Below are 12197 nucleotides of genomic sequence, written 5' to 3'. Positions count from 1 at the left end.
CGGGGCATTAAGAACCGGTCAGGACGCAAGGACGGGGACGCCCGGGGATTGCCGGGCGTTAACCCCCTGGGGTTACGATCCTCGGTAGAGACCGTCCTAGGCGCCCGTCCGGTGTGCTGTGATCCTCGGAGAAAAGGAAGATACCTATGTTCGGCAACCTCAGGGGTTGGGAAATCTTCGTCATTCTCGGGGTCATCATCCTGCTGTTCGGCGCCAAGAAGCTCCCCGACATGGCCCGCTCCCTCGGCAAGTCGGCCCGCATCCTCAAGAGCGAGGCCAAGGCCATGAAGAAGGACGGCGAGGGCGGCGAGGACGCCGCCACGACCGCTCCCGCGGCGGACCAGTCCGCGCAGCAGCCGGTCGCCCCGCGCACCATCCAGGCCGCGCCCGGTGACGTCAGCAGCTCGCGTCCGGTGAGCGAGCCGAACCGCACCACCCAGGGCTGACACCCGCCGTACACGCCAGTCATCTGCAACGAGACAAGGGACGTGGGTTGCTCAACTCTGCCCGCAAGCAGGAGAAGAAGGAACGACAGGCCAAGGACGCCGAAGGGCGTATGCCTCTCGTCGAGCACCTGCGTGAGCTGCGGAACCGCCTGCTGAAGTCGGTCATCGCGATCCTGGTGATCACGATCTTCGCCGCCTTCTTCTACCGGGACATCATCAACTTCCTGTTGAAGCCGATGCTCGACTCCGTCGGCTGCACCAACGGTGTGGTGACCCAGCGCAACGGCCGCCCCTGCGCCGACATGACCGTGAACGGCCTCATCTCGGCGTTCTCGATCGCCCTCAAGGTCTCGCTGATGGCCGGCGTGGTGCTCTCCGCGCCGGTGTGGCTCTACCAGCTGTGGGCATTCGCCGCGCCCGGGCTGCACAGCCACGAGAAGAAGTACGCGCGCAGCTTCGTCGCGGTCGGAGCGCCCCTCTTCATGGCGGGCGCGGTGCTCGCGTACAAGATCCTCCCGCAGACCGCGATGATCATGCTCGAGTTCACCCCCGACCACGCGCGCAACCTGCTGCCGGTCGACGACTACCTCGACCTGGTCACCCGCATGGTGATCGTGTTCGGCCTGGCCTTCGAGCTGCCGCTGCTGCTGATCCTCCTGAACTTCACCGGTGTGCTCACCGGCAAGCGGCTGGCGGGCTGGTGGCGGGGCATGGTCCTCGGCATCACGATCTTCGCCGCCTTCGCCACCCCCACCGGTGACCCGCCGACCATGCTCGCGCTGGCCCTGCCGATCGTGGCCCTGTACTTCGCGGCCCTCGGACTGTGTCTCCTCAACGACCGCAGGCGCCGGCGCAAGGACCCCGACGCGGGACTGAGCGACGACGAAGCCTCCGAGCTGGACCTCACCCCGGCGCCCATCGGGCAGCTGGACACGGTCCCGGCCCCCGCGGCCCTGCCCGAACAGGCCGACGGCGGACGCCAGCGGATCAACGGTTACGACGACGCCACCTGACAGGTGCCCTCCGGGGACCGGTGACGTACATTCCGCTGGATGAGCCCCGAGGTCACCCTTTTCGTCAATCCCACCGCCGGACGCGGCCGGGGCGCGCACGCCGCGCAGCCGGCCGCTTCGGCTGTCAGGGCAGCCGGTTTCTCCGTACGGACGGTCGTCGGCACCGACGCGCCCGACGCGCTGGCCCGCCTGACCGGCGCCGTCCGTGAGGGCACCGGCGCGGTGATCGCCGTGGGCGGCGACGGGATGGTCTCCCTGGCGCTCCAGGCCCTGGCGGGAACCCCGGTGCCGTTCGGTGTGGTCGCGGTGGGCACCGGCAATGACTTCGCGCGGGCCATGGGACTGCCCGTACGGGAGCCGGCCCGGGCCGGGCGGCTGGCCGCCGAGGCCCTCAAGGAGGGCCGGATCCGGGAGATCGACCTCGGCCGGGTGGGCGGCGCCGACTGCGAGCAGTGGTTCGGGACCGTGCTGTGCTCCGGCTTCGACTCGCGGGTCAACGACCGGGGCAACCGGATGCGGCTGCCGGCCGGCCGCTTCAAGTACGACCTGGCGATGATCGCGGAGCTGGCCGCCTTCCGGCCGTTCCCCTACCGGATCACCCTCGACGACGGCCCGGTGATCGAGACCGAGGCCACGCTGGTCGCCGTCGGCAACGGCTCCTCCTACGGCGGGGGTATGCGGATCTGCGCGGACGCCGTCCCCGACGACGGGCTCTTCGACATCACGGTGGTCGGCGACTGCAGCCGGGCCACCCTGCTCAAGGTGTTCCCGCAGGTCTACAGGGGCCGCCACCTCGGCCACCCGAAGGTGACCGTCCACCGGGCCAGGAAGATCACTCTGGAGGCGGCGGGCCTGAGCGCGTACGCGGACGGCGAGCCCCTGGGGCTGCTGCCGGTGACCGCCGAGTGCGTCCCCCGGGCCGTCCGGCTGCTCACTTAAATGATCGCGACTGTTGTCAGGGGTGGCGGGTAGGCTCGACAGCAAGATGACCGAAGAACTCTCACCCGCCGAGCGGTACGCCGCTGCCCGGATCCGCGCCGCCGAAGAGGCCTCTGCCCTGGCCCCCTTCCGCGAGATGTACGACTTCGACCTGGACCCGTATCAGGTCGAGGCATGCAAGGCGCTGGAGGCCGGCAAAGGCGTCCTCGTCGCCGCCCCGACCGGCTCGGGCAAGACCATCGTCGGCGAGTTCGCCGTGCACCTGGCCCTCCAGCAGGGCCGCAAGTGCTTCTACACGACGCCGATCAAGGCGCTGTCGAACCAGAAGTTCGCCGACCTCGTCAAGCGCTACGGCGCCGACAAAGTGGGCCTGCTGACGGGCGACAACAGCGTCAACTCCGATGCGCCGGTGGTCGTGATGACCACCGAGGTGCTCCGCAACATGCTGTACGCGGGCTCCCAGTCGCTGCGCGGTCTCGGCTACGTCGTGATGGACGAGGTCCACTACCTCTCCGACCGGTTCCGCGGGGCCGTCTGGGAGGAAGTGATCATCCACCTTCCCGAGTCGGTGACCCTGGTCTCCCTCTCGGCCACCGTGTCCAACGCCGAGGAGTTCGGCGACTGGCTGGACACCGTGCGCGGGGACACCGAGGTGATCGTCTCCGAGGAGCGGCCCGTACCGCTGTGGCAGCACGTCATGGCCGGCCGGCGGATCCACGACCTCTTCGAGGAGGAGTCCGACCACGGCGGCCGAGGCTCCGCGCGCCGCGAGGTCAACCCCGACCTGCTGCGCATGGCGCGCGAGGAGAACAGCCGGACCTACAGTCCCAAGGACCGGCGGCGCGGCAAGATGGTCCGCGAGGCGGACCGCGAGCGCGAACGGCGCTCCCGCGGCCGGATCTGGACCCCGTCCCGCCCCGAGGTCATCGCCCGCCTCGACAACGACGGGCTGCTGCCCGCCATCAACTTCATCTTCAGCCGGGCCGGCTGCGAGGCCGCGGTCCAGCAGTGCCTGTTCGCGGGCCTGCGGCTCAACGACGAATCCGCGCGGCTCAAGGTCCGCGAGATCGTCGAGGCGCGCACCGCCTCCATCCCCACCGAGGACCTGCACGTCCTGGGGTACTACGAGTGGCTCGAAGGGCTGGAGCGGGGCATCGCCGCGCACCACGCGGGCATGCTGCCCACCTTCAAGGAGGTCGTGGAGGAACTCTTCGTACGCGGCCTGGTGAAGGCCGTGTTCGCCACGGAGACCCTCGCGCTGGGCATCAACATGCCCGCGCGCACGGTGATCCTGGAGAAGCTGGTCAAGTGGAACGGCGAGCAGCACGCCGACATCACCCCCGGCGAGTACACGCAGCTGACCGGCCGGGCCGGGCGGCGCGGCATCGACGTCGAGGGCCACGCGGTGGTGCTCTGGCAGCGAGGCATGGACCCGGCGGCTCTCGCCGGGCTCGCGGGTACCCGTACGTATCCGCTGCGCTCGAGCTTCAAGCCCTCCTACAACATGGCCGTGAACCTGGTCAGCCAGTTCGGGCGGCACCGCTCGCGCGAGCTGCTCGAGACCTCCTTCGCGCAGTTCCAGGCCGACCGCTCGGTCGTCGGGATCTCCCGGCAGGTGCAGCGCAACGAGGAGGGGCTGGAGGGCTACCAGGAGGGCATGACCTGCCACCTGGGGAACTTCGAGGAGTACGCGCAGCTGCGCCGCGACCTCAAGGACCGTGAGACGGACCTGGCCAAGCAGGGAGCGGCGCAGCGCCGCGTACAGGCGGCCAGTTCGCTGGAGAAGCTCAAGCCGGGCGACATCATCCACGTGCCGACGGGCAAGTTCGCCGGGCTCGCGCTGGTCCTGGACCCGGGCGTGCCGGCCGGGCGGGTCAACGGGCACCGCGGGTACGAGTACGCTGAGGGCCCGCGCCCATTGGTGCTCACCGCCGAGCGGCAGGTCAAGCGGCTCGCCGCGATCGACTTCCCGGTCCCGGTCGAGGCGCTCGACCGGATGCGGATCCCCAAGACCTTCAACGCGCGCTCGCCGCAGTCCCGTCGGGACCTCGCCTCCCAGCTGCGGACCAAGGCCGGGCACATCACGCCGGAGCGCCGGACCCGAGGCCGGGCCGCGGCCGCCGACGACCGCGAGATCGCCCGGCTGCGCAGCGAGCTGAGGGCGCACCCCTGCCACGGCTGCGACGAGCGCGAGGACCACGCCCGCTGGGCGGAGCGCTACCACCGGCTCAAGCGGGACACGCAGCAGCTGGAGCGGCGGATCGAGGGCCGGACGAACACCATCGCCCGCACCTTCGACCGGATCCACGCGCTGCTGACCGAGCTGGACTACCTGCGCGAGGACGAGGTCACCGTGCACGGCAAGCGGCTCGCCCGGCTGTACGGGGAGCTCGACCTGCTGGCCTCCGAATGCCTGCGGGCCAGGGTGTGGGAGGGCCTGAGCCCGGCCGAACTGGCCGCCTGCGTCTCGGCGCTGGTCTTCGAGGCGCGGCAGTCCGACGACGCGGTCGCGCCGAAGGTGCCGGGCGGTGCGGCCAAGGAGGCGCTGGGCGAGATGGTCCGCATCTGGGGCCGGCTCGACGCCCTGGAGGAGGAGCACCACATCAACCAGGCCGAGGGCGTCGGCCAGCGCGAGCCGGATCTCGGCTTCGCGTGGGCGGCGTACCAGTGGGCCTCCGACAAGAGCCTGGACGAGGTGCTGCGCGAGGCGGAGATGCCGGCCGGTGACTTCGTGCGCTGGTGCAAGCAGGTCATCGACGTGCTCGGGCAGGTCGCGGCGGCTGCTCCGGCGGCCTCCGGTGACAGCGGGAGCACGGTGGCGCGCAATGCCCGCAAGGCCGTGGACGCACTGCTTCGGGGTGTAGTGGCCTACAGCTCGGTCGGCTAGGCGGACTTGGATCTTCCTCCAGGAGCGGGGTCGGCCCGATCTCATCTCTTGCCATGATCGAATCGGCGTGCGCTGTGCGACGATCGATGTCATGAGTGGGGGAACGGACGAAGGTCCGAGACGGGTCGGTCGGCCACGTGCCGACCGGCTGAGACCGGAGAGCGGCCGGCCGCCGCGCGAAGAACTCCTTTGCGCGGCGGCCGAGTTGTTCACGCTTCAGGGATATGCGGCGACCACCACGCGGGCGGTCGCCGAGCGGGCCGGGATGCGCCAGGCCACGATGTACCACTACTTCGGCGGCAAGGAGGAACTCCTCGCCGAACTGCTGGAGTCCACGGTGGCGCCCTCGCTGGTGCTGGCCCGGCAGCTGCTCGCCGACCGCGGGCGGCCCGCCGAGCGGCGGCTGTGGGAGCTGTGCCGCTCCGACGTACTGCTGCTGTGCGGGGGGCCGTACAACCTGGGGGCGCTCTATCTGCTGCCCGAAGTGGGAGGCTCGCGCTTCACGCTGTTCCGCCGGATGCGCGGGGAACTCAAGCACGCCTACCGGGTGTTGCTCGCCGCAACCCGCGTCGGCGCCGAACTGGCCGGGGACGGGGCGGGGCTGACGCTCCGGGGCGACCTGGTCTTCGGGCTCATCGAGGGCGTCATGCTGATCCACCGCACGGATCCGGCGCGGCCGGTGACGGCCTTCGCGGAGGCCACCGCCGACGCGGCGCTGCGGATCGCGGGCGTCGGCCCGGCCGGGGACTAACGGGCGGATCCGGCCTCCCAGCCCGGCCGGTCGTCCCAGGCCTGGAGGGTGCGGCGGCTCTCGAAGCGGTGTGCGGCTCCGGTGACCGGGTCGGTGAACGCCAGGACCCGGGCCAGGAGTTGCAGGGGCCGGCGGTAGTCGTCCGGGGCCGGATCGGTGACCTGCGGATACACGGGGTCGCCGAGGATGGGCAGGCCCAGGCCGTTCATGTGGACCCGCAACTGGTGGGTGCGGCCGGTGTGCGGGGTCAGCCGGTAGCGGCCCAGGCCTCCCCGTTCCTCGACCAGTTCGACCCGGCTCTCGGCATTGGGCTCGCCGCCGGGCACCTCGACCGCCGCGATGACCCCGCGGGCCTTCTCGATCCGGCTGCGGACCGTGCGCGGCAGGGTGAGGGCGGTCTCCGGGTCGTGGGGCGCGAGCGCCTCGTACTCCTTGTGCACCTCGCGCCGCTGGAAGAGGAGCTGGTAGGCGCCGCGGTCCTCGGGCCGGACGCTGAACATCACCAGTCCCGCCGTCAGCCGGTCCAGCCGGTGCGCCGGGCTGAGCTCCGGCAGCTCCAGCTCCGCGCGGAGCCGGGCCAGGGCGGTCTCGGTGATGTGGCTGCCGCGAGGGGTCGTCGCCAGGAAGTGCGGCTTGTCCACGACCAGCAGGTGCGCGTCCCGATGGACGACGGACAGCGGGAAGGGCACCCGCGGCTCCGGCTCCATGTCCCGGTGGAACCACAGGTAGGCGCCCGGCTCGTACGGGTCCTGCGCGTTCAGGACCCGCCCGTCGGGGCCTATCACCCGGCCCGCGGCCAGCAGGTGCGCCATCGACCCGGCGCCGCGGGTGCCGGCGTAGCGCGCGGCGAGGTAGTCGCCGAGATCGGGCCAGGCCCCCTCGGGGTCGGGCGGCAGCCGCAGCCGGACCGGGTCGATCCCGGCGCGCTGGGGGAGGGGCGAGGGGGGTGGCTGGGCTCGGCGTCTCATCGGGGGACAGGCTATGCGGCTACTGCCGGGTGAACGTGCCCAGGTGCTCGGTGTCGAGGTACTCGACGCGCAGGGTGCCGTCGGCGAAGATCACCCCGGTGCGGCCGACCGCGTTCTCGCCCGCCGTCACGAAGCTGAAGGTGTCGCCGTCGTAGTGGGTGAGCGGGAAGCGCAGGGGCTTCGGGCCGAGGGCGAGGGTGAGCGCGCCGTTGTCGTCGGCGGTCACGGTGGCCTTGCCGTAGTAGGGGTTGTCGTAGGTCCCGGTGTACGTGGCGCTGTCCCGGGCCGGCCGCGCGTCGGCGGGCGGCTTCGCGTAGTCGGTCGTCGAGGCGCCCTGGGGTGCGAGCGCCGCGGCGTAGGCGGAGGCGGCCAGCGCGAGCCAGTCGGTGGTGACCTTGCCGTGCTCGGCGAAGTCGAAGAAGTCCAGGGCCACGGCGTCGGGGAGGCCGACGGGGGCGCCATTGGTCAGGACGACGATGCCGAGCTGCTCCAGGGGGAGCATGGTGACGTTGGTGTTGGCGCCGAGCTCGAAGGCGCCGGAGTGGCTCAGGCGTACGCGGCCGGCGCCGTCGTAGCTGACGTTCCAGCCGAGGCCGTAGAAGCTGGTGGTGCCGACGGCGTTGGTCGGCTGCGTCACGATCTCGGGCACGTGGGTCCGGGCGAGGGTGTCGGCGGGGACGATCCGCTTCCCGTCGAGGGTGCCGCCGGCCAGCTGCAGGCGCAGCCAGCGGGCCATGTCGGTGGCGGTGGAGCTGACGCCGCCGGCCGGGGCCTGGGCGTCCGGGTCGCGGACGAAGCGGGGGCTCCAGGTGCCGTCCGGGTTCTTCACGTGGGTGGCGGCGTGGTCGGGGGAGTCGGCGAAGGCGGAGAACTCGGTGCTCGTACGGGTCATGCCGGCGGGCTTGAAGAGGGTGTCGGCGGCGAGCTTCTGCCAGCTGGTGCCCTTGGCGCGGGCCACGGCCTCGGCGGCCGCGGTGAAGCCGAAGTTGGTGTAGGCGTAGCTCGCCCGGAACGGGCCGAGGGGCTCCATGCGCAGGTGGTCGAGGATGTACGACTGGTCGTAGCCGAGGTCTTCGAGGAGGTCGCCCGCGTGGTCGGGGAGGCCGCTGCGGTGGGAGAACAGGTCGGCGGTGGTGACGTGGCCGGTGACCCAGGGGTCCTTCAGGGAGAAGCCGGGCAGGGCGGTGCGGTCGTCCCACTTCTGGGGATCGGTGAGGGTACCGGCCACGACCGTGGAGGACACGGGCTTGGACAGCGAGGCGATCTGGAAGACGGTGTCGGGGCCGACCTCGGCGCTCTCGCCGGTCCTGCGCAGCCCGTAGCCCTTGATGTGGACGACCTCGTCGTCGTGGACGACGGCCACGGAGACGCCGGGGACGCCGGTGCGGCGCATCATGTCCTCGACGGTGCGGTCGAGGCGGGCGACGGCCTTGTCGACGGCGGCGTCCGTGATCTGCGGCTTCGGGGCGGGGGGCGGGGTGGGTGCGGCGGTGGCGGTGGCCGCGGCCGTCTGCATCGCCGCGGCCGCGGTGAGCAGCACCGCGGCCCCTGCTGCCCCGAGCATCGGGAGCGTACGCATGGGGCCATTGTCCTGCCGGGGGGCGCGGAGCGCGCGGCGCCGTTGCCGGGGGCGCCGCCCCCGGACCCCCGCGCCTCAAACGCCGGCGGGGCTGAGGGTGCGCCTCAAACGCCGGCGGGGCTGAGGGTGCCGACGGGGTTGGAAGGGTGCCGGAGGGGCTGGGTGAGGCGTGGGCGGGGGTGGGGCGAAACCTTTAGGCTGCCGCGCGGTGTTCCTGTTCGGCTTCGACCGAGGCGTTCCAGTCGCGCTTGATCGCGCGCCAGCCCTCGTCCGTCTCGCCCAGGCGCCAGTAGCCCGAGATCGACAGGCGCTCGCGCGGGACGCCGCGCTCCATGCGCAGGTGGCGGCGGAGCTCCTTGACGAAGCCGGCCTCGCCGTGGACGAAGGCGTGGACGTCCGAGGAGGGGAACTCCAGGGAGGTGACGGCCTCCACCAGGGCCTCACCGACCGGGCGGTCGCCGCGGTGCAGCCAGATCGGGACGATGCCGTCCGGGGTGGCGATCTTCAGCTCGTCGTCCGGGCCGTCGATCTCCACGAGGGCGTGGACCCGCGCGCCCGCCGGCATCCGCTCCATCGCGGCGGCGATCGCCGGCAGGGCGCTCTCGTCGCCGACCAGCAGGTGCCAGCCGGCCGTCGGCTCCGGGGCGTAGGCGCCGCCCGGGCCGAGGAAGCGTACGAGCTCACCGGGCTGGACCCGCGCCGCCCAGGGGCCGGCGAGGCCCTCGTCGCCGTGGACGACGAAGTCGAGGGTCAGCTCCAGGTGCGTGGGGTCCCAGCTCCGTACCGTGTACGCGCGCTGGCGGGGCCACTGCGCCCGCGGAAAATCGGCGCGGATCTGTTCAAGGTCCCACGGAGCGGGGTAGGCCACGCCGCCCGGCGCGAACAGCAGCTTGACGTAATGGTCGGTGTAGTCGCCCACGCCGAAATCCCGGAGGCCTTCACCACTCAGTACGAGCCGCACCATGTGCGGCGAAAGCCGTTCGGTGCGTACGACGACGGCGGTGCCGACAGTGCGGGCGCGTCCTTCTGCCACGGTGACTCCCCTGACTCCATGAAACTTAGCCTTACCTAAGTTATCACCTCATGGGCGCAGCACGCTGCTCAGCCGAGCGACTGCGCCACCCAGACCCCACCGATGGGCTAGCGCATCCACCAGTTCGGGCTGCGCAGGGGCCGCGGGAAGGGCCGGATCGAAGGCCGGCAGCGGGACGTCCGAAGCCACCTGGACCACCTTGGGGGCCACCGCCAGATACGGCCGGGACTCGTCCAGCCGCTTGCGCTGGGTGGGGGTCAGTTTCGACTTCGGGTCGTTCACCGCCGCGATGATCCCGGCCAGGCTGCCGTAGGCGTCGAGGAGTTTGGCGGCCGTCTTCTCGCCGATGCCGGGGACGCCCGGCAGGCCGTCGCTCGGGTCTCCGCGCAGCAGTGCCAGGTCGGCGTAACCGGGGCCGTCCACCCCGTACTTCTCGCGGAGCCACGCCTCGTCCGTCACCTGCAGGGTGCCCACGCCCTTGAGGGGGTACAGGACCCGCCGCTGCCGGGCGTCGTCCACCAGCTGGTAGAGGTCGCGGTCGCCCGTGACGATGTCCACCGGGCCTCGAGCGCGTGCCGTTAGGGTGCCGATCACGTCGTCCGCCTCGTACCCGGCGACGCCCACCCGGGCGATGCCGAAGGCGTCCAGCGCCGCCTCGATGATCGGGACCTGGGGGGCGAGGGTGTCCGGGGTCTCCTCGACGTCGGGGCCGGTCTCGGTCTCCACGGCGACCCGGTGGGCCTTGTAGGAGGGGATCAGCTCCACCCGCCAGTGCGGCCGCCAGTCGGCGTCCATGCACGCCACCAGATCGTCCGGCCGGTGGTCCTGGACGAGCCGGCCGATGAAGTCGAGCAGGCCGCGCACGGCGTTGACCGGAGTGCCGTCGGGGGCCTTCACCGAGTCCGGCACACCGAAGTACGCGCGGTAGTAGAGGGAGGCGGTGTCCAGGAGCATCAGGCGTCGTGTCGTCACGGGGTCGATGATGCCGCAACCCGCCCCGGGGATGTTCCGGCCGCCGGGACACCCCGCTCCGCGACGGACGGTGAGCGCATGTGTACGGGAAGGGCCGTGCACGCGAAACGGGGGGCGGTTGCTGCGTAAGGTGCTTACAGCACACCGATGTGCGACAGACATGGGGAGGGCAGCCCCGACATGAACGACAGGGACGGCACCGACGGCACCGATGGCACGGACGGACTGAGCGGCAAGCTGAACGACAAGGACGACAAGGGCAGGGACAAGGACGGCAAGGAGCCGCTGCGGGTGGGCGTGGCCGTCCGCAAGCGGCGTCGCGCGCTCCACCTCACGCTGGCCGCCGTCTCGGCGCGCAGTGGCCTGTCGGTGCCCTTTCTGAGCCAGATAGAGAACGAGCGGGCCCGGCCCAGCATGCGGTCCCTGGAGCGGGTCGCGGACGCGCTGGAGACCACCGCCGTCGAGCTGCTGGCCGCCTCCGACACCGCGCGCACGGTGGACCTCGTACGGGCCGGTGACGACGCCGCGCTCACCCCGCTCGCGGGCGTACGGCCCCTCGTGCGCGGGCACCATCAGCTGCACGCGATGGAGTTCACCGGGGACCAGGACGCCGGACGCGAGTACCAGCACCGCAACGACGAACTGATGTACGTCGTCGAGGGTGCCTGTCAGGTCGAGGCGGAGGGGCGGGCGTACCGGCTGGAGAGCGGGGACGCGCTGTTCCTGTCGGGAGGCGTGCGCCACCGCTGGCGGGCGGTCACCGAGGACACCCGGATCCTGGTCGTCGCGGTGGGCGAGCACATCCACGCCACCTCCGAGCCCCCGTCGCCGGGACATTGAGCGGCGTGCGGCGGGTCGTATCGCTGGTGCCGTCGCTGACCGAGGCGGTCGCCGTGACCGCTCCGGGGCTGCTGACCGGGGTCACGGACTGGTGCACGCACCCCGCGGACCTCGGGGCGGCGGTGCGGATCGGGGGGACGAAGAACCCCGACGTGCCGCGGATCGTGGAGCTCCGGCCGGACCTGGTCATCGCCAACGAGGAGGAGAACCGGGCCCCCGACCTGGCGGCGCTGCGCGCTGCCGGCCTCCAGGTGCTCGTCACCGAGGTCCGGGACCTGCCGCAGGCGCTGCGGGAGCTGGACAGGGTGCTGGTGGGGGCGCTGGGTCTGGCCCGGCCGGGGTGGCTGACGGACGCGGAGGCGGCATGGGCCCGCCTGGAGCCGGGCAACGCGCGCACCGCCTTCGTACCGGTGTGGCGGCGGCCGTGGATGGTGCTGGGCCGGGACACCTTCGCGGGGGACCTGCTCGCGCGGCTGGGGGTCCGCAACGTGTACGCCGGGCACCCGGAGCGGTATCCCCGGGTGCCGGTGGAGGAACTGGCGGCCGCCGGCTGCGATCTCGTGGTGCTCCCGGACGAGCCGTACCGCTTCTCGGCCGAGGACGGGCCGGAAGCCTTCCCGGGCCTGCCGGCCGCCCTGGTCGACGGCCGGCACCTGACCTGGTACGGCCCCTCGCTGGCCGAGGCTCCGGCGGTACTGGCGCAGGCCCTGCGCGCGGCGCGCTGAGGGATGTCGCCCGCGGTGTCCTCCGGGATGCTCCCGGCCGGTCA

General features: G+C 72.0%; 11 protein-coding genes. 7 read left to right on the top strand and 4 right to left on the bottom strand.

Annotated features, from left to right (window positions below; genetic code table 11):
- Positions 1 to 146: 146 nt before the first annotated feature.
- The 5 genes from tatA to OG444_RS09050 all read left to right on the top strand — a co-directional run bounded on the left by tatA (position 147) and on the right by OG444_RS09050 (position 6036).
- On the top strand, positions 147 to 446 hold the full coding sequence (gene tatA, locus OG444_RS09070) for a Sec-independent protein translocase subunit TatA (protein ID WP_327261668.1): 300 nt from the start codon (positions 147 to 149) through the stop codon (positions 444 to 446).
- A gap of 47 nt (positions 447 to 493) precedes the next feature.
- On the top strand, positions 494 to 1459 hold the full coding sequence (gene tatC, locus OG444_RS09065; RefSeq protein ID WP_327261667.1) for a twin-arginine translocase subunit TatC: 966 nt from the start codon (positions 494 to 496) through the stop codon (positions 1457 to 1459).
- Positions 1460 to 1498: 39 nt separating this feature from the next.
- Positions 1499 to 2398: a diacylglycerol kinase gene (locus OG444_RS09060; RefSeq protein WP_327261666.1), complete on the top strand. Its 900-nt coding sequence runs from the start codon at positions 1499 to 1501 to the stop codon at positions 2396 to 2398.
- A gap of 46 nt (positions 2399 to 2444) precedes the next feature.
- The gene (locus OG444_RS09055) at positions 2445 to 5285 is read left to right on the top strand and encodes a DEAD/DEAH box helicase (protein WP_327261665.1); all 2841 of its coding nucleotides are present in this window, start codon (positions 2445 to 2447) and stop codon (positions 5283 to 5285) included.
- A 91-nt stretch (positions 5286 to 5376) separates the two neighbouring features.
- Positions 5377 to 6036: a TetR/AcrR family transcriptional regulator gene (locus OG444_RS09050; RefSeq protein ID WP_327261664.1), complete on the top strand. Its 660-nt coding sequence runs from the start codon at positions 5377 to 5379 to the stop codon at positions 6034 to 6036.
- Here OG444_RS09050 and OG444_RS09045 read toward each other — a convergent pair.
- The 4 genes from OG444_RS09045 to OG444_RS09030 all read right to left on the bottom strand — a co-directional run bounded on the left by OG444_RS09045 (position 6033) and on the right by OG444_RS09030 (position 10570).
- A complete protein-coding gene (locus OG444_RS09045; protein WP_327261663.1) occupies positions 6033 to 7004 on the bottom strand; it encodes an RluA family pseudouridine synthase in 972 nt (323 codons plus the stop codon). The two genes, OG444_RS09050 and OG444_RS09045, sit on opposite strands and share 4 nt — an antisense overlap.
- A 19-nt stretch (positions 7005 to 7023) precedes the next feature.
- Positions 7024 to 8583 (bottom strand): serine hydrolase, encoded by a 1560-nt coding sequence (locus tag OG444_RS09040; protein ID WP_327261662.1) that lies wholly within the window; start codon positions 8581 to 8583, stop codon positions 7024 to 7026.
- A 193-nt stretch (positions 8584 to 8776) separates the two neighbouring features.
- Positions 8777 to 9616, bottom strand: coding sequence for a siderophore-interacting protein (locus OG444_RS09035; RefSeq protein ID WP_327261661.1), 840 nt, complete (start codon positions 9614 to 9616; stop codon positions 8777 to 8779).
- A gap of 48 nt (positions 9617 to 9664) precedes the next feature.
- Positions 9665 to 10570: a 5'-3' exonuclease gene (locus OG444_RS09030; protein WP_327266698.1), complete on the bottom strand. Its 906-nt coding sequence runs from the start codon at positions 10568 to 10570 to the stop codon at positions 9665 to 9667.
- A gap of 309 nt (positions 10571 to 10879) precedes the next feature.
- On the opposite strand from OG444_RS09030, the gene OG444_RS09025 reads away from it, so the two are divergent.
- Both OG444_RS09025 and OG444_RS09020 read left to right on the top strand, forming a co-directional pair.
- Positions 10880 to 11428, top strand: a complete 549-nt coding sequence (locus tag OG444_RS09025; protein ID WP_327266697.1) for a helix-turn-helix domain-containing protein — start codon at positions 10880 to 10882, stop codon at positions 11426 to 11428.
- A 5-nt stretch (positions 11429 to 11433) separates the two neighbouring features.
- Positions 11434 to 12153 carry a helical backbone metal receptor gene (locus tag OG444_RS09020; protein ID WP_327261660.1) on the top strand — a complete coding sequence of 240 codons (720 nt, stop codon included), beginning with the start codon at positions 11434 to 11436 and terminating at the stop codon, positions 12151 to 12153.
- Positions 12154 to 12197 lie beyond the last annotated feature (44 nt).

It is taken from the genome of Streptomyces sp. NBC_01232, assembly GCF_035989885.1.
GTDB lineage: Bacteria > Actinomycetota > Actinomycetes > Streptomycetales > Streptomycetaceae > Streptomyces.
The sequence above is the reverse complement of the archived record's forward strand: the minus strand, read 5'-3'. Positions and strand labels throughout refer to the sequence as shown.